This is a genomic window from Mycobacteriales bacterium (assembly GCA_035550055.1).
GTDB lineage: Bacteria > Actinomycetota > Actinomycetes > JAFAQI01 > JAFAQI01 > DASZTV01.
Map to the genome: position 1 here is coordinate 19,509 of DASZRO010000021.1, position 17,128 is coordinate 36,636.

At 68.6% G+C, this 17,128-nt stretch carries 19 protein-coding genes; 10 read left to right on the top strand and 9 right to left on the bottom strand.

Annotated features, from left to right (window positions below):
- Positions 1-2: 2 nt before the first annotated feature.
- Together VG899_03585 and VG899_03590 are read right to left on the bottom strand one after the other, a co-directional pair.
- Positions 3-1,196 carry a lipid-transfer protein gene (locus VG899_03585; GenBank protein ID HWA65436.1) on the bottom strand — a complete coding sequence of 398 codons (1,194 nt, stop codon included), beginning with the start codon at positions 1,194-1,196 and terminating at the stop codon, positions 3-5.
- Complete coding sequence (locus tag VG899_03590) at positions 1,193-1,639, bottom strand: OB-fold domain-containing protein (protein ID HWA65437.1); 447 nt, start codon at positions 1,637-1,639, stop codon at positions 1,193-1,195. The genes VG899_03585 and VG899_03590 overlap by 4 nt, the downstream gene beginning before the upstream one ends.
- A 58-nt stretch (positions 1,640-1,697) precedes the next feature.
- Between VG899_03590 and VG899_03595 the strand changes: the two genes are divergently transcribed.
- Together VG899_03595 and VG899_03600 are read left to right on the top strand one after the other, a co-directional pair.
- Positions 1,698-2,597 (top strand): LLM class flavin-dependent oxidoreductase, encoded by a 900-nt coding sequence (locus tag VG899_03595; protein HWA65438.1) that lies wholly within the window; start codon positions 1,698-1,700, stop codon positions 2,595-2,597.
- Positions 2,598-3,263: a CoA pyrophosphatase gene (locus VG899_03600; GenBank protein HWA65439.1), complete on the top strand. Its 666-nt coding sequence runs from the start codon at positions 2,598-2,600 to the stop codon at positions 3,261-3,263. It abuts the gene before it with no gap.
- 59 nt (positions 3,264-3,322) lie between these two features.
- Here VG899_03600 and VG899_03605 read toward each other — a convergent pair whose 3' ends face one another.
- The 3 genes from VG899_03605 to VG899_03615 all read right to left on the bottom strand — a co-directional run bounded on the left by VG899_03605 (position 3,323) and on the right by VG899_03615 (position 6,355).
- Positions 3,323-3,730 carry a cyclic nucleotide-binding domain-containing protein gene (locus VG899_03605; GenBank protein HWA65440.1) on the bottom strand — a complete coding sequence of 136 codons (408 nt, stop codon included), beginning with the start codon at positions 3,728-3,730 and terminating at the stop codon, positions 3,323-3,325.
- A gap of 283 nt (positions 3,731-4,013) precedes the next feature.
- Entirely contained in the window at positions 4,014-4,856 is an 843-nt protein-coding gene (locus VG899_03610; GenBank protein HWA65441.1) for a hypothetical protein, read from the bottom strand.
- A 2-nt stretch (positions 4,857-4,858) separates the two neighbouring features.
- Positions 4,859-6,355 carry a class I adenylate-forming enzyme family protein gene (locus VG899_03615; GenBank protein ID HWA65442.1) on the bottom strand — a complete coding sequence of 499 codons (1,497 nt, stop codon included), beginning with the start codon at positions 6,353-6,355 and terminating at the stop codon, positions 4,859-4,861.
- Between VG899_03615 and VG899_03620 the strand changes: the two genes are divergently transcribed.
- A complete protein-coding gene (locus tag VG899_03620; protein ID HWA65443.1) occupies positions 6,354-6,806 on the top strand; it encodes a nuclear transport factor 2 family protein in 453 nt (150 codons plus the stop codon). The genes VG899_03615 and VG899_03620 overlap by 2 nt on opposite strands.
- Here the strand turns inward: VG899_03620 and VG899_03625 are convergent.
- Positions 6,803-8,383: an AMP-binding protein gene (locus VG899_03625; protein HWA65444.1), complete on the bottom strand. Its 1,581-nt coding sequence runs from the start codon at positions 8,381-8,383 to the stop codon at positions 6,803-6,805. The two genes, VG899_03620 and VG899_03625, sit on opposite strands and share 4 nt — an antisense overlap.
- Before the next feature lie 92 nt (positions 8,384-8,475).
- On the opposite strand from VG899_03625, the gene VG899_03630 reads away from it, so the two are divergent.
- From VG899_03630 to VG899_03640, 3 genes are read left to right on the top strand one after another with little or no spacing between them, the layout of a single operon-like run.
- The gene (locus VG899_03630; protein HWA65445.1) at positions 8,476-9,366 is read left to right on the top strand and encodes a TIGR03619 family F420-dependent LLM class oxidoreductase; all 891 of its coding nucleotides are present in this window, start codon (positions 8,476-8,478) and stop codon (positions 9,364-9,366) included.
- Positions 9,363-9,806 carry an SgcJ/EcaC family oxidoreductase gene (locus VG899_03635; GenBank protein ID HWA65446.1) on the top strand — a complete coding sequence of 148 codons (444 nt, stop codon included), beginning with the start codon at positions 9,363-9,365 and terminating at the stop codon, positions 9,804-9,806. The genes VG899_03630 and VG899_03635 overlap by 4 nt, the downstream gene beginning before the upstream one ends.
- Before the next feature lie 3 nt (positions 9,807-9,809).
- Positions 9,810-10,844, top strand: coding sequence for an alcohol dehydrogenase catalytic domain-containing protein (locus VG899_03640; GenBank protein HWA65447.1), 1,035 nt, complete (start codon positions 9,810-9,812; stop codon positions 10,842-10,844).
- Here the strand turns inward: VG899_03640 and VG899_03645 are convergent.
- Entirely contained in the window at positions 10,841-11,371 is a 531-nt protein-coding gene (locus VG899_03645) for a hypothetical protein (protein ID HWA65448.1), read from the bottom strand. The two genes, VG899_03640 and VG899_03645, sit on opposite strands and share 4 nt — an antisense overlap.
- Entirely contained in the window at positions 11,368-11,829 is a 462-nt protein-coding gene (locus VG899_03650; protein HWA65449.1) for a MarR family transcriptional regulator, read from the bottom strand. The genes VG899_03645 and VG899_03650 overlap by 4 nt, the downstream gene beginning before the upstream one ends.
- A gap of 87 nt (positions 11,830-11,916) precedes the next feature.
- Between VG899_03650 and VG899_03655 the strand changes: the two genes are divergently transcribed.
- A complete protein-coding gene (locus VG899_03655) occupies positions 11,917-12,762 on the top strand; it encodes a hypothetical protein (protein ID HWA65450.1) in 846 nt (281 codons plus the stop codon).
- A 108-nt stretch (positions 12,763-12,870) separates the two neighbouring features.
- On the opposite strand, the gene VG899_03660 is transcribed toward VG899_03655, so the two are convergent.
- Positions 12,871-14,319 carry an aldehyde dehydrogenase gene (locus VG899_03660; protein HWA65451.1) on the bottom strand — a complete coding sequence of 483 codons (1,449 nt, stop codon included), beginning with the start codon at positions 14,317-14,319 and terminating at the stop codon, positions 12,871-12,873.
- 105 nt (positions 14,320-14,424) lie between these two features.
- On the opposite strand from VG899_03660, the gene VG899_03665 reads away from it, so the two are divergent.
- The 3 genes from VG899_03665 (at position 14,425) to VG899_03675 (ending at position 17,123) form a co-directional block, all read left to right on the top strand.
- The gene (locus VG899_03665; protein HWA65452.1) at positions 14,425-14,943 is read left to right on the top strand and encodes a hypothetical protein; all 519 of its coding nucleotides are present in this window, start codon (positions 14,425-14,427) and stop codon (positions 14,941-14,943) included.
- 103 nt (positions 14,944-15,046) lie between these two features.
- Entirely contained in the window at positions 15,047-16,681 is a 1,635-nt protein-coding gene (locus VG899_03670; protein HWA65453.1) for an acyl-CoA synthetase, read from the top strand.
- Positions 16,668-17,123: a nuclear transport factor 2 family protein gene (locus VG899_03675; protein ID HWA65454.1), complete on the top strand. Its 456-nt coding sequence runs from the start codon at positions 16,668-16,670 to the stop codon at positions 17,121-17,123. Before VG899_03670 ends, VG899_03675 begins: the two co-directional genes overlap by 14 nt.
- Positions 17,124-17,128: the final 5 nt, after the last annotated feature.

The window sequence follows — 17,128 nt, forward strand, 5'->3', positions numbered from 1 at the left end:
GGTCAGACGGAGAGCAGGACCGATGAGCCGTGGCCGAACAGGCCCTGGTTCGCGGTGATGCCGGCTTTCGCTCCTTCGACCTGACGAGCGCCGGCCTGGCCGCGAAGCTGCCAGGTGAGCTCGCAGACCTGGGCGAGCGCCTGGGCGGGCACCGCCTCGCCGAAGCAGGCGAGCCCGCCGGACGGGTTGACCGGGATCCGGCCCCCGATCGTCGTATCGCCGTCGTGCAGCAGCTTCTCCGCCTCACCCTGCTTGCACAGGCCGATGTCTTCGTACCAGTCGAGCTCCAGCGCGCTCGACAGGTCGTAGACCTCGGCGAGGGAGAGGTCCTCTGGACCGATTCCCGACTCCTCGTACGCCGCCTTCGCGATCGCGGCCTTGAACGGCGTGACCGCATCGGGTACGGCGACGCCGGAGTCGGTGGTGAAGTTCGGCATCTCGATCACCGTTTGCGGGAACGACGGCGTGACGGTCGAGATCGCGCGGACCGCCACCGGCTTCGCGACGCCGCGCCGAGCTGCCCAGTCGGCGCTGGTCAGCACGACGGCCGCGCCGCCGTCACTCGTCGCGCAGATCTCGAGCAGCCGCAACGGGTCGGCGACCATCGCCGAGCCGAGGATCTCCTCGACGGTGAACGCTTTGCGGTATCGGGCGTTCGGGTTCCCCAAGCCGTGCTTGCCGTTCTTCTCGCGCACCAGTGCGAAGTCGTGCTCGGTGGCGCCGTACAGCGCCATGCGGCGGCGTGCATACAGCGCGAAGTACGTCGGGTTGGTCGCGCCGAGCAGGCGGAAGCGCAGCCAGTCCGGGTCGTCGGGCCGGTCCCCGGAGTTGGGCGCGAGGAACCCCTTGGGCGTGGTGTCCGCTCCCACCACGAGGGCCACCTCGCACCGGCCGGCGAGGATCTCGGCCCGCGCGACCTCCAACGCCGTGGCGCCGGATGCGCACGCGGCATAGGAGGAGGCGACGCGGGCGCCGGTCCAGCCGAGTGCCTGCGCGAAGGTAGCGCCGCTGACGTAGCCGGGGTAGCCGTTGCGCATCGTGTCCGCACCGGACACGAACTGCACGTCACGCCAGGCGACGCCCGCGTCGGCGAGGGCGGCGCGGGCCGCCGCGACGCCGTACTCCACAAAGTTGCGACCCCACTTCCCCCACGGGTGCATGCCGACCCCGGCAACGACGACGTCACTACTGCTCATGGCGAAACCGGCTTCCAGCGGTAGACGAGATAGTCGCGGTCGTCGTCGGCGTACAGCGGCTCGACGACCAGTTCGACCTGCTGCCCGACACTGAGGTCGTCGATCCCGTAGCCGTCGGCAACCTGGCCGAGCACGACCATCTGCTCGGCGTCGAGCTCGACCGCGGCGAGCGCGAACGGCGCGTACGGATCACCGCGCGGGATGTACGGCGGCGGCGGCTGGTACTGCGCGTCCGTGTAGGACCAGACCCGGCCGGTCCGCGACAGCTCGGTGTCCTCGAAGGACTCTCCGTCACAGTCCGGGTTGCGGCAGAAGTGCGCGGCTCGCGGGAAGAACACCGTGCCGCACGACGTACAACGGTTGCCGATCAGCGCCGGCGAGTCACCGGTCGTGAACCAGCCCTCGATTGCCGGAACCTGTTCGCGTGCGACGGTGTCAGACACGTTCCGAGCGTATCTGACGGGTCGTCAGATCACGTCGGCTCTGCCTTAGGATCCCGGAATGGCTCCGATCGTTCCTGCCGGCAAGGTCGTCTACGGCATGCAGCTGCCGGTCCAGGCGCAGAGCACGTTCTTCGTCGAGCCGTGGGAGACCGAGGCGGGGCCGGCGGAGATGCTCGCCGTCGCGCAGGCTGCTGACGATGCCGGGTTCTTCTACGTCGGGGTCTGCGACCACGTCGCGATCCCCGACGACCTCTCGCCCAAGATGAGCGCGGTCTGGTACGACACGATCGCGACGCTGGGCTGGCTCGCCGGCCAGACGACTCGCACCCGGCTGCTCTCCACCGTCTTCAACCTCGCCTACCGGCATCCGCTGGTCAGCGCCAAGTCGTTCGCCACCCTGGATCTCCTTTCAGGCGGTCGGGTGATCGTGGGTCTCGGTGTCGGCCATGTCGACAAGGAGTTCGCCGCACTCGGTCTGGACGTGAGCAAGCGCGCCGAGCTCACTACTGCGGCGCTGCCCGTCTTCGAACAGGCCCTCGCCACCGGAAAGGTCGGCGAGATGGAGGTCGAGCCGCGGGCCGTACAGCAACCCCGTCCGCCCATCTGGTTCGGCGGCGGCGTACCGGCGGCCGTCAAGCGCGCCGCGAAGGCCGACGGCTGGATCCCGCAAGGCACGCCGCAGGATCAGCTGCCCGACCTCATCAAGCTGTTCCGCGAGGAACGCGGCGACGACACCGGCGACATCGGCGCGATCAGCGAATGGATCTACGTCGGCGAGCCGTCGTGGGACCTCGGGCGCCCGGCGGTGACCGGATCGCCCGAACAGATCGTCGACGCGATGCACGCCTGGACCGATCTCGGCGTCAACCATCTGCAGGTGCGCTTCCCCAGCCGCTCGGTGACCGAGCTGGTCGATCAGGTCACCGCGTTCGGGGCCACTGTCGGGCCGCTGCTCTAGATGTCGGCAGAGTCGGCGACCCCGCCGCTCGGGGGACGCCGCGCCGGCGATCGTCGCGAGGACGGCGACCTCGACCGGGCGGTGCTTGCCGAACGGGTGCGGGGCTTCGCGCGTCGCGAGCTCGAGCTGGGAGACCGCCGTCCCGCGGCGGTGGCGGTTGCGATCGTCGTGGACGGCGAGGGTCCCGGGATGCTGGTGACCCGGCGCGCCGCGAGACTGAGGGCGCATCCCGGACAGTGGGCGCTGCCGGGCGGCCGCCTCGATGAGGGCGAGACCCCGCAGGCCGCTGCGCTGCGCGAGCTCAGTGAAGAGCTCGGCTTGGCTCTCGGCGAGGACGTCGTACTCGGGATGCTGGACGACTACTCGACGCGCTCCGGCTATCGGATCACGCCCGTTGTGGTGTGGGCCGGCGAGGTCTGCGATGCCGTCACGCCCAACCCGGACGAGGTGGCGGCGGTCTACGTCGCGCACGCGTCCGACTACGACGTCGAGCCGATGTTCGCCACCATCCCGGAGTCACCTGACCCGATCATCCGGGTGCCGATGCTCGGCGCATGGATCCACGCGCCGACCGCGGCGGTGATCTACCAGTTCCGCGAGCTGGCGCTGCACGGGCGTACCACCCGGGTCGCCCACTACGAGCAACCGGTGTTCGCCTGGCGCTAGTTGGCCAGCGGCCGGCCGACCACGCCGGGGAGCGCGGTCAGACGGCCGTCAATCAGCGGTCAGGCAGCGACCAGGTCGCCGGAGCGCTGCGCGGCAACCTTGTGCACCTCATCGGCAACCACCGGTTCGGCCAGCACGCTCGCGAACTCCTGAGCGCTCATCACCAGCGCCTCGACCCGGCCCGCCGCGGTGACGGTGGCGGTCCGAGGGCCGTGACCGAGCAGGGCGAGCTCGCCGACGACGGATCCGGCGCCGAGCGTGGCGAGGTGGTCCGCACCGCGGCTGACCTCGACCTCACCGTCGACGATCACGAACGCCTCGCGACCGAGCTTGCCTTCCTGACACAACACATCGCCGTCGTTGAAAACAACCGGCGTCAGCAGCGCGTCGACGCGTGCGAGTGCACGTCGTGACAGGCCTGCGAACATCGGCAGCTTGCGCAGATCGGCCCGGGTGTTTCGAGCCATGACGCACCTTCCTTGTGGGATGAGAACGCGTTCTACTGCTAACTAAAGCAAGCAAACGTGAACGGAGTATTTCCGCAAGGAAGGTTTTTCCTGTGACGTTGGGCACATCAGTGACCCAGGTCACGCCCACGGGCTCACCCCCAGCCCGAAGTAGCACACAACTACCTTCAATACGCCCCAGTTGTGGTCACTTGTCCGGTTCAGGAGCCACGTTGTGTGCTACTTCGTACCGGGGTCGGTTCGGTCGGAACCGGGGTCGGTTCGGTCGGGGCGGGGGCCGGCCTTACCAGAGCTGGTCGACGTAGGTGTCGGTGCCGACGACGGTACGAAGGAACGGCGCGACCAGCAGGGTGTCGGCCAGGCCGATCTCGGCGAGTGCGTTGGTGTAAGTGCGAAACCAATCCATCGACGCGCGCACGTCACCGCCGATGAAGCAGACCTGGCAGAGCCGGTTCTCACGCCCGCCTGGTGAGCCCAGCGACATGGGCGCGCTGTCCCGGGAGTTGCGGAACTCCGGACGCGGCGTCCACGACGACACGATCTCGATGTCGGAGCCGGCGAACAGGTCGCGCACCGCGTCGCTGGCCTTGATCCGCTCGTGAAGCGCCGCGGCGTCCAGGCCCTCCCGACCGTCGAGCCAGATGCACACGATCGCCTCGTAGTGGTGGTCGAGTGCCAGCTCGACCGGCACCGGGTCAGCGTCGCGGTAGAGCGCGCCGACCTGGTCGAAGGTCGCCGTGTGCACGTGCGACCGCTCGGCGAAGCCCCGGCCGTCGGCGTACAGCTGCTGCACCTGCGGCAGCGCCCAGTCGTCCCAGTCCTTGTGGTGCCCGGCTTCGACCCAGTAGATCGCGACGTAGGAGCCGGCGTCGATCGGCGACGCGACCTCCGTCCCGCCCCAACGCAAGCTCTTCATCTCGCGGGTCGCAACCCACCGGGAGCCGGCGATCTGCCACGGCCCCTCCATGCATCCGGCATAGAAGTGATCCCGCTCGTACCAGCGGTTGTAGGCGCTCTCGAAACCTTTGTGGGGGTCGACCAGGGTCAGCAGCATCGAGCCGACCTTGACCGGGTAGTCGTCCACCCCGGCAGGGGTAAGCGGGTAGTTGTCCGGCGGGTACGCCATCGCTACTTCTCCTCGAATCGATCCATCACTTCGGCACGCACCACCTTGCCGGTCGCCGTTCGCGGCAGCGGCTCATTGTCGATCACCCAGCGGCTGGGCACCTTGAAGTAGGCCAGCCGCTCCTTCACGTACGCCGTCAAACCAGACGCGTCGACCGAGGCGTTCTCGACCGGTACGACGATCGCGGCCACGATCTGACCGAACTCCTCGTCCGGCAGCCCCACGACGACCACCTCGTCGACATCCGGGTGCCCTTCGAGGCAGTTCTCGATCTCGGCCGGGTAGACGTTCTCGGCCCCGCGCAGGATCAGATCCGTACGCCGGGTCGACAGGAACAGCAACCCGTCACGGATCTCGCCGAGGTCGCCGGTCCGCAGCCAGCGCTGGTCGTCGATCACGTTTGCGGTGGCGGCTTCGTTGTTCCAGTAGCCGAGCATGACCATCGGGCCGCGGATGAAGATCTCGCCCTTCTCGTCGACCCTCAGCTCGACCGTCGGGACCGGCTTGCCGACGTTGTCGGGGTGGGCCTGCAAGTCGGCGAACGACGAGGTGGTCGCCAGCCCGCAGCACTCCGTCTGCCCGTAGCCGATCCCCCAGCTGATGTGCTCGCCGAAGGTGTCGCGGATCGCCTGTTGCAACGCTGCCGACCAGGCGGCGCCCCCGCCACCCACGTGCATCAGCGACGACGTGTCGTAGTCCTTCGCCGTCGGCTCGTGGACGACCCGCCACAGGGTCGTCGGCATCGTGGTCCAGGTGGTGCAGCGCTCACGCTCGATCACCTGCAGCGTCGAGACCGGGTCGAACCTGCCGTCCTGCCAGACGGTGGTGTTGCCGGCGCCGAGGCAGGCGATCACGCCGCTGTGGAGCCCGGAGACGTGAAAGAGCGGAGTGCTGGTCAACGCGCGCGAGGGCGGCAACGTGAACCCGGCCGGGACTCGCGCCGCGATGATCGCCTGCTGCGCCTGCACCAGGCAGTTCAGGTTGCGGTGGGAGTGCACGGCGCCCTTCGGGCGCCCCGTCGTACCGGACGTATAGAGGATCAGTGCCGGGTCGTCCTCGTCGATCTCGACGACCGGTCGGGAGACCGGCGCGCCCTCGAGCCGTGCCGCGACCGGCGTCATGTCATCGACCAGGAGCTTGGGGGCGCAGTCGGCGATCGCGTAGTCGAGCTCGTCTCGCGCCCACCAGACGTTGAGCCCGACCGCGATCGCACCGATCGACACCGTGGCCCAGAACAGCACCACCCACTCGATCGAGTTCTTGCCCAGGATCGCGACCCGGTCGCCCTTCTCGACGCCTTGCTCGACGAGATACGCCGCGACCCGGCCGACCGCCGCGTGGTGCTGTGCGTAGGTGATCCGGCGATCGCCGTCGACGACGTACTCCCGGTCGCCGAACTCCAGCGACCGGTCCAGGAGGTCGCCCATCGTCGCGAGCCGGTCGCGGAAAACCGTGAGGCGTACGCCGAGGACGTCTTCCTCGGTAAGGTCAAAGTTCATGGGGGTTCCCGCTCACGAGCAGATCCGCAACCTGTTGGGTCGCTACTGCGAACGAATGGACGCCGGCGACTTCGCGGGCCTCGGCGCTCTGTTCGCACACGGCAGCCTTGCTGATGACAACGGCACGGTGTTCGCGACCGGCGCCGCCGAGATGCAGGCGATGTGGGAGCGACAGACGATGACCTACGGCGGGTCGCCGCGCACCCGTCACGTCACGGCCAACCCGGTGATCGAGGTCGACGAAGACGCCGGCGTCGCCACCTGCAGCTCGTCCTACGTGGTGTTCCAGGGAGTCGACGACTTCGCGCTCCAGCCGATCGTCACCGGACGGTACGCCGACCGGTTCGCGCGCGGCGACGACGGCGGGTGGTACTTCACGGCACGCCGTTATGCCGTCGACCACGTCGGCGACCTCTCTCACCATCTGAAGTTCGAGATGCCGAACGGCTAGTTGACTCGCCGGTCCGCGCCCTGCCAGTACTGCGCCCGCAGCGCCTTCTTATCGGGCTTGCCCAGCGCCGAAAGCGGGATCGCGTCGACGAAGTCCACCGACTTCGGGGCGTGGGTCGCGCCCTTGCGGTCCTTGACGAGGTCGTAGAGCTCCTCGGCCGTCACCGTCTGATCCGGCCGCAGGACGACGACCGCCTTGACGGCCTCACCCCACTTGTCGTCGGGGACGCCGATCACTGCCACCTGGCCGACGGCCGGGTGCGTCCCGATCACGTCTTCGATCTCGCGCGGGAAGACGTTGAAACCGCCGGACACGATCATGTCCTTCTTGCGGTCGACGATCGTCAGGAAGCCTTGCGCGTCCTTCTTGGCGATGTCGCCGGTGTGCAGCCAGCCGCCGGCGAGCGCCTCCGCGGTCTGCTCGGGCTTCTTCCAGTAGCCCTTCATCACCAACGGGCCGCGCACGCAGATCTCACCCGGCTCGCCGTCGGGCACCTCGTTGAGGTCGTCGTCGAGCAGCTTGACGTTGAGCCACGGCACCGGCCGTCCGCAGGTCGCGAGCCGGTCGAGGTCGTTGACGTCGTGCTCCCCCTTGCGCAGCACCGAGATGGTCATGCCGCACTCGGACTGGCCGAAGAACTGGAAGAAGATGTGACCGAACTTCTCGATCGCCTCCTTGAGGCGGGTCGGTGAGATGGCGGACGCGCCGTAGTACACCGTCTCCAGGCTCGACAGGTCGTAGTCGTCGATCTTGGGATGGTCCATCAGGATGTAGAGCATCGTCGGCACGAGCATCGTCGCGGTGATCTTGTACTTCTGGATCGTCTCGAGGACCGCGGTCGGGTCGAAGCCGGGGAGTACGACGATGCTGCCGCCACGCAACAGGGTCGGGATGAAGAACGCCGCACCCGCGTGCGAGAGCGGGGTGGCGATCAAGAACCGCGTCTCCTCCGGCCACTCCCACTCCATGAGCTGGATCTGGGTCAGGGTGGCGCCGCTGCGGTAGGTCTGCATGACGCCCTTGGACGCGCCCGTCGTACCGCCGGTGTAGGTGAAGCCGCTGACGTCGTCAGGCTCGACGATCGGGGCCACGAGCGGCTTCGGCTCGAAGGTCTCGGCGAGCGCGATCAGGTCGATGCCGACCTCGGAAGGACCCAGCGACAACAGCCTCTTGAGGCCGGGCGCCCTGTCGCGCAGCTCGGCGGCGCGCTCGTCGAAGGCACTCGGGTCGAACACGAGCGTCTCGATCTCCGCGTCTTCGAGCACGTACGCCTGGTCGTCTGCCGAGCCCATCGGGTGCAGCGCGGTACTGCGGCACGGCGTGAGCATGTTCGCGCCCATCGTGAACAGCACCTCGGGCCGGTTCTTGGACAACATCGCGATCGGGTGATGGGCCGTGATGCCGAGCGAGGCGAAGGCCTGGACGTACTTGCTCACCTGAGCCGCGACCTGGGCGCCGGTGAGGATCTCCTCGCCCAGATACACCGCTGGCTTGTCGGCATGCCGCGACAACGCCGCGATCAACAGGTCGGGCATGAAAGCGGGGGTGTGGAGCGCGTCGTCGGTGACGGTCGACATCAGTGCGAATCCTCCGGTGCTGGCTTAGCCTGACGATATCTGACGACCCGTCAGATAAGCCCATGCCGTTGCTGGAGAGGGTGGACGACGACATGACAGTCACCCTCAACGTCGGGGTGTCGAACTTCGGCGGATGGTGCGGCGGGGACTGGAAAGCGCTGGTGGACCTCGCCCGAACCGCCGAGGACGCCGGCATCGACCGCATCACTGTCGTCGACCACACCGTCATGGGGCGCAACACCGACGCCTACGCGTGGGGCCGGTTCCCGGTCCCCCCGGAGGCACCCTGGCTCGAGCCGTTGACGGTGCTGACTGCGATGGCGTCGGTCACGTCGCGGATCCGGCTGGCGACCGGCATCCTCATTGCGCCGCTGCGTCCGGCTGCCCTGCTGGCCAAGCAGGTCGCGACCCTCGATCTGCTTTCCGAAGGCCGGGTCGACCTCGGCGTCGGCGTCGGTTGGCAGAAGGAGGAGTATGACGCGCAAGGCCTGGCCTTCGCCGATCGCGGGCTACTGCTCGAGGAGACCATCGCCGCCTGCCGTGAGCTCTGGTCCCATCTGCCGGCGGCCTACCACGGCAAGACGGTCAGCTTCGACGACACGTTCTGCGCGCCGCAGCCGGTCCAGCCCCGCCTGCCCGTCTGGTTCGGCGGCACCCTTACCGAGCGGATGCTGCGCCGCGTCGTCGAACTCGGCGACGGGTGGATCCCGATCATGGGCGCGACCGCCGCCGACGTCCGCGACGGCGCCGCACGGATCGCGGCCGCCACCGACCGCCGAATCGACATCCAGTGCCGCGCCCCGATGGTGGTGGGCGAGGACAACCGCCCAGACCTGGCTGCGACGATCGGCGGCGTACCGCAGCTCGTGGCGGTCGGCGTCACGGACGTGACGGTGAACCTCGCGTCCTTCGCGCCCGCCCTTGCGGACGCGCCGGGCGCACTGGAGGCCCTCGCGGCCGCGTTTCGCAAGGAGGTCGGATGAGCGAGCTGATGGACCGCTGGGAGATCCGGCTGCTGGTCGAGCACTACGCAAGCGCCGCCGACCGTGCGGACGGCGCGGCCGCCTCCGAGCTGTTCACCGACGACGGCGAGTTCTTGATGTGGCTCGACCCGAACGTGGAAGACCCCACGTCACACCGGCGCGGTCATGAGGAGATTGCTGCCGCGATCGATCGGATCCGTGACTACAGCCACACTCACCACACGATCGGCAGTCATGCCGTGCTCGAGCTCCACGACGATCACGCCCACGGCGAGACCCGCTGCGAAGCGCACCATCTGGTCGGTGCGCCGCCGAACGTCAACGACCACGTGATGTTCGCGTTCTATCGCGACGACTACGTCAAGCAGGACGGTCGATGGCGCTTCCGCCGCCGCGAGCTTCGCGTCAACTGGATCAGCATCCTGCCGGTGGGGAGCTGACGGTTGGCCGACACAATGCGCGCCTACCGGCTGCTCGACTGGCAGCGCGCCGACTTCGACGAAGTGCCCGTGCCGGTGCCCGGACCTGGCCAGGTGCGGGTGCGCGTCGGTGGCGTCGGGCTGTGCCACTCGGACGTGATCTTTCTCGAAGCCCCGGCAGGGCTGCTCCCCTACGACCTGCCGTTCACACTCGGCCACGAGATCGCGGGATGGATCGACGCGATCGGTGACGGCACGTCCAACGTCGCACTCGATGAGCCGGTCGCGGTGGCCTGCATGTCGCCGTGCGGTGACTGTCGTTGGTGCCGTCGCGGTCAGGACAACTACTGTGTCGACACCTGGCACGGGCGGGGTTTCGGGATCGACGGTGGCCTCGCCGAGTACCTCGTCGTCGACGCCGGACAGGTGGTGCCGCTCGGCGATCTCGACCCGCGCATCGCCGGCCCGCTCACCGACGCCGGCGCGACGTCGTACCACGCGGTGAAGAAGGTGCTGCCGAAGATCTACGACGACTCGACCGTCGTCGTGATCGGGGTCGGAGGCCTCGGGGCGTACGGCGTGCAGTGGCTGCGGATGCTGACCCCCGCTCGGATCATCGCGGTCGAGGCGAAGCCGGAACGCATCGAGGCGGCCGTCGACCTCGGAGCCCACGACGTCGTCGAGGCCGGCGAGGGTCTTTCGAAGCGGCTCGCGGCGGCGATCGGCGACGGCGGCGCCGACGCGATCCTCGACTTCGTCGGCAGCGACGCGACGATCCGAGCATCGTTCCGCAACGCGGCGAAAGCGGGTGCGATCGCCTTGGTGGGCCAGGGGTTCGGCTCGGCCGAGGTGCGCTATGGCGCGATGGCGCACGACTGCGACCTTTTCAACCCGCAGGGCGCCACGATCGCAGAACTGCACGAGGTGATTGCGCTGGCCAAGACGGGTGAGGTTGTCGTCGAGGTCGAACACTTCGCGTTCGACGACACGCCGGCCGCCTACGACCGTCTCGAGGCCGGGACGCTCAACGGGCGTGCGGTCGTCCTGCCGAACGGCTAGTCGACCTGCTGGGATCGCCGCAGCCGGCGCCGCAACGCCCACGTCGTGAGCTCGGGTCCGGCCAGTGCGACCGTGACGGCGAGCGCCGCGCCGACGATCCAGCTGGCGGTCGACCGGGACGTCACGGCCTCCAGTCCTAGCTGCGCCAGAGAGCCGAACACGAGCAACGTCAGCTTCATCGCGAACCAGTACCAGTTCCACGTCGGTCGCTTCGCCGGCGCGGTCTGACCGCGCGAGCGGCGAGCCACCCAGCGAACCGCCGGCACGACGAGGAGCATCACAACCGCGAGCCGCACCAGCCGTTCCCACAGCGGGCTGCTCGCGTGCCACACCCACGTGCCTCCCAGGAACAGGCCGGCGACCGCAAATCGGATGCGAAGCGCGGTGCGCCACTGTCGTCGTGATCCCTCGCCGTGCCGTTGGAGCCGGCTGCGGATGCCGAGCCGCGCCAGCGGCAGTACGACGACGAGGAGCAGCAGAGGGGACAAGCCGTGATGGGCGGCGCCGGCAATCGCCTGGTCGGTCACGACGGTCCGCCGTACGCGGCCTTGATCTCGGCGAGTGCCGCGAGTCCTTTGCGCAGCGCCGCCAGCTCCGTCTTGGACAGCCGCTGCCTGAGCTGGTCATCGACGTCCTGCGCCCCCGCCACGACTGCCTCGGCGGCATCGCGGCCGCGAGCGGTCAGCCGCAACACGAGTCGCCGCCGATCCGCGGGGTGTTGTTCGCGCACGACATAGCCGCGCGAGACCAGCGTCTCGGTCAGCTGGCTGAACGCCTGCTTGGTGACGCCGAGTCCCCGGACGAAGTCCTCGACGGCCTCGCTGCCGGTCGACAAAGAAGCGAGGACGAACCCGCCACCGCGCGGGAGGTCGGTGATCCCTCGTGCGGCCAGCTCGGCCTCGACCCCTCGCTTGTAGCTCCCCCGAGCGCCGCGCATCAGCGCGGGGATCGACGCAGCGTAGTTGCCGGCAGGAGACGCAGCCACGCCGCCAGTATTTGGTCAATCGTCCTGACTGTCAAGACTGTTGACTAGTTTGCACAGCGGAGGGCCCGCGTCGGTAAGACTCGTTACATGCGCCCGGCCACCGTGTGCGCGGCGCTCGTCGTCGTACTCAACCTCCTGGGCGCGCCCGGCAATGCCCTCGCCGCCGCGCATCAGCCACCGCGCACCGCGGTGCGGCCTTATCCGTTGCAGACCTTGCAGGTGCCGCGGCGCGCCGACGTCGTCTTCACTGTCCCGCCCCGGACGCCGCCGGCTCCCGGGTTTCCCGCATTGCCGAAGGCGTTGGGCGACTACTTCGCGCTCTACTTCCCCGCGATCGCGCAGGGGTGGGTGAACATGCGCGATCCCGGTTCGGCGTACGGCTGGTCCTCGCAGTTCCCCTTGATCGGCAGCAAGCGGTTTCCGGACCTGGTCCCGCACCGCCGCTACCGCATGCTGGTGGCGGTCCAGCGCCCCGGGCGGATCCAGCTGCCGTTCCCGATGCACGTGTTGCGGGTACGCCGTACCGCGTTTCGGGTCGGCGCTGTGACGCATCCGATCCGGTTGCCGGCACCGGCGAGCCCAGTCGCGATCGGCGCAGCGCCCGACACCCTGCACGACTTCGCCGTCGAGTCGACCGGGATCGTCCTCGACTGGGCCGCGGACCCTTCGCTCACCGAGTCGGTGCAGGGGGACGCGTGCCCGGCCGCCCTGGTGGTCGGCGCTCTCGCCTGCCCGAAACGCAACTTGTCGACCTACGTCATCACCCAGACCGGGTTCGGCCGCGGCACCCCGCTTCAGGTCACGATCGGCGAGGGCTTCGACCGACCCGTCGACGCGGCGTACCTCAGCAGCTACGCCGCGAACCTCCCGACGCCGTTCGACCGAGCGACGATCCTCGCCTTCGCCATCACCCCCCGCCCCCGTTCGAAGTAGCACACAACCGCCGTACCTAACCGGACATCCGGGGGCAAGCGCGGCAATCCGCCGCGGGTTGTGTGCTACTTCGGGGTGGGAAACGGCGGCGAGGTACGGCGGTGTCGCTCAGCCGGTGTAGCCCATCGGCATCAGGATCGACTTGAGCTCGCAGAACGCCGCGAGGCCTTCAGGGCCGTCCTCGCGACCGATGCCGGAGCACTTGTAGCCGCCGAACGGCGAGCCCATGTCGAAGGCATACCAGTTGATCCCGTAGGTGCCCGTGCGGACGCGGGTCGCCACCTGGTAGCCGTGGTCGACGTCCTGGGTCCACACCGATCCGGCCAGGCCGAAGTCACTGTCGTTGGCGATCGCGACCGCCTGCTCCTCGGTGTCATAGGGCACCAGCGAGAGCACTGGGCCGAAGATCTCCTCCTGGGCGATCGTCATCTTGTTGTCGACGTCGGCGAAGACCGTCGGCGCGACGTACCAGCCCTTGTCGAGGCCTGCCGGACGGGTGCCGTCGAGGACGAGGCGAGCCCCCTCCGCCTTGCCCTTCTCGATGTAGCCCTCGACCCGGTCGCGCTGCCGCTCGGCAACCAGGGGCCCGAGCTGCGTCGCCGGGTCGGCCGGGTCGCCGACGACGAACAGCTTCGCCGCCTCGGTGATCGCTTCGGTTATCTCGTCGTAGCGAGTGCGCGGGGCGAGGATCCGGGTCTGCGCGACGCACGCCTGACCACTGTTCATCAATCCGGAGAAGGCGATCATGAACGCACTGGAGGCGAGGTCGACGTCGTCGAGCAGGATCGCGGCCGACTTGCCGCCGAGCTCGAGGGAGACCCGCTTGAGCCGCTCCGTCGCCAACGCACCGACCTTGCGCCCGGCGGCGGTCGAGCCGGTGAAGGACACCTTGTCGACGCCGGGATGGGTCACGAGGTACTCGCTGACCTCGCGTTCGGCCGGTACGACGGAGATCACGCCTTCGGGTAGACCGGCCTCGACCAGCAGGCCGCCGAGCATGAGCGCGTCGATCGGAGTCTCCGGCGCAGGCTTCAGCACGACGGTGCAACCGGCCAGCAGCGCTGGGATGACCTTGTTGATCGCGATGAACAGCGGCACGTTCCACGGAATGATCGCCGCGACGACACCCACGGGTTCGCGGCGCACCTTGGTCATGCCGAACGCGCCGTGCCGCGTCTCCTCCCAGCCGAACGTGTCGGCGAGGCCGAGGAAGACATCCATTGCACCCTTGGCGGGCGTCCACATCATCATCTCGACCGTGGTCGGCGGCGCACCCATCTCGGCCGAGATGACGGTCTTGTAGTCATCCAGCCGCTGCTCGAGCAGCTTCGCGAACTTCGCGATCACCATCGCGCGCTCACTCGGCGGCGTCGTCGGCCAGGGGCCTGAGTCGAACGCTCGGCGCGCCGCGGCCACCGCCGCATCGATGTCCGCCTCGGCGCCCTCAGGCACCGAGCCGACGACCTCCAGGGTGGCCGGCGAGGTGACCTCGAACCGCCGATTGGTCGACGGAGCGACCCATTCGCCACCGATCAGAAGCTGGTCGTACGACGTCATCCTTGACCCCTTTGTCGTTGGCCGCGACAACCGCGCAATGCCCTCTGCGACCATATGTGACGCCCCGTCAGATTCGCCACCGGGTGGGCCGAAAGATGATCATTGTTGACCACAGACGTCGCGGTGCGGCAGGCCTACTTTCAGCTCATGAAGGCGCGTACGTCAGCAATCGCACTCACCGCACTCCTCGGCCTCGCCGGCTGCGGAGGCGCCAGTGAGAGTCACCCTCCGACGACAGCGCCGTCATCCGCCGCGGCCTCGGTGGGCTCCCAGGCCGCGGCGGACATCACGTCCGCCTGGATGACCTTCTTCCACACCGGCACCAAGCCTGCCGCGGCGAAACGGCTGCTGCAGAACGGCGACCGGATGACGCAGGCGATCAAGGTCGCGGCACAGGTGCAGCGACAGACGAAGCTGAAGGAGGACGCCCGGGTGACGAAGGTCGCGATCACCAGCCCGACGACGGCGACCGTCACCTACGACCTGCTCAGCCACGGAACGACGCTGCTGCCCGGTGCCACCGGGCAAGCCGTCCTGCAGGACGGTCGGTGGAAGGTGTCCACCGAGACCTTCTGCACGCTGGTCGAGCTCGGCGCCGGCGGCAAGAAGATCCCCGGCTGCTGAAGAATCGACGGGTGTGACGACCCGTCAGACGTCCACCACCCCACCCACCACCCATCAGCGGAGACGGGTCTGACGACCCGTCAGGTTTCTATATAGTCCGGGCGTGGCTGGCTTCAACCTCGCGGACCTGTTCGAGCTGGTCTGCGACGCGGTGCCTGACCGTGAAGTCATCGTCTCTCCCGCACGGCGGCTGACGTTCGCCGAGCTCGACGCGCGTGCCAATCGCCTCGCGAACGCGCTCGCCGACCTCGGCATCAACGCCGGCGACCACATCGGTCTGCAGCTGCTCAACGGGTCGGAGTACATCGAAGGAATGCTCGCCGCGTTCAAGCTGTCCGCGGTGCCGATCAACGTCAACTTCCGTTACGTCGAGGGCGAGCTGCGCCACCTCTACGACGACGCCGACCTGATCGCGGTCATCCACCACCAGCAGTTCTCACCACGTGTCGGCGCAGTCGTGCCAGACGCGGCGACGGTTCGGCATCTGCTCGTCGTCGCCGACTCCTCCGGTGCGCCGCGGGCAAGCGGCGCACTGGACTACGAGACCACCCTCGCCGCCGCGTCGGACTCCCGGCCCGACGGCACGGGCCGCAGCGGCGACGACCGCTACATCGCCTACACCGGAGGGACCACCGGGCTGCCCAAGGGCGTCGTCTGGCGCCAGGAGGACATCTTCTTCGCCGCGATGGGCGGCGGTGACGTGTTCCAGTCCGGCAACTTCATCGCCACTCCCGGCGAGCTCCTCGAACGGCTTCCCGAGGTCGGCGGCACGATCCTCACAACACCTCCGCTGATGCACGTCAGCGCCCAGTGGGGGGTCTTCCACTCGCTGTTCGCGGGCGGCCGTGTCGTGTTCCCGCCGCAGGGCGCCTTCGACGCCGCCGCGATCTGGTCGCTGGTCGCCGCCGAAGGCGTCAACATCCTCACCATCGTCGGCGACGCGATGGCGCGACCGCTCGCAGACACCTACGCCGAAGCGCTGGCCGCCGGCACGCCGTACGACGCGTCGTCGCTGTTCGTCGTCGGGTCCGGCGGTGCCGTCCTGTCGACCCAGGCGAAGGCGAAGCTCACCGAACTGCTGCCGTCGCTGATGGTCGTCGACGGCTTCGGCTCCTCAGAGACCGGGATCGTCGGCAGCAAGATGCACGTCAGCGGTGACACGACCACCGCGCCGAAGTTCACCGTCAACGCGCAGACGCAGGTCCTCTGCGAGGACGGCCGGCCGGTTGCACCGGGCTCCGGAGCGGTCGGTCGGCTGGCACGCAAGGGGTTCGTGCCCCTGGGCTACTACAAGGACGAGGCGAAGACGAAGGCCACCTTCGTCGAGATCGACGGCGAACGCTGGGTGCTCCCGGGTGACCACGCCACCGTCGATGCCGACGGCACCGTGGTGCTACTCGGTCGTGGGTCGACGTCGATCAACACCGGCGGCGAGAAGGTCTACCCGGAAGAGGTCGAGACCGCGCTCATGACGCACGACTCCGTGGCGGACGTGATCGTGGTCGGCGTTCCGGACGACCGCTTCGGCGAACGAGTCGTCGCCGTAGTCGCCGCCGCCGACGGCGCGGCGCCGTCCCTCGATGCGTTGCAGGGCCACGCCCGCAGCGCGCTGGCCGGATTCAAGATTCCCCGAGAGCTGGTTCTCGTCGACGCGGTCGAGCGGACGCCGGCCGGCAAGCCCGACTACGCATGGGCGAAGCGAGTAGCAACGGAGGGGACCATCGATGGACAGCTCTGACGTGCAGGCGATCAGTGACCGGCTCGCAATCCAGGACCTGATCAGCCGCTACCCGGTACTGGTCGACAACCGCGACCTCGACGCACTCGACGCGCTCTTCACCGCCGACGCACACCTGGACTTCACGAGCTTCGGCGGGCCGAACGGCGGTCTGGCCGAGGTCAAGGAGTTCCTCACCGTGTCGCTCGGGATGTTCGCGAGCACCCAGCACATGATGGGGCTGCCCGCGATCGCCCTGAACGCGCACACCGCCACCGCGAAGACCTCCTGTCACAACCCGATGGTCATGGCGGGGCCGGACGGCAAACGACAGGCGTGGCTGATCGGGCTCTGGTACGACGACGAGTTCGTCAAGACCGCGGACGGCTGGCGCATCGCGTCACGTACCGCGACGCGCTGCTACGCCGTCCTCAATCTCCACGACACCAGCCTGACCGCCTAGTGGCA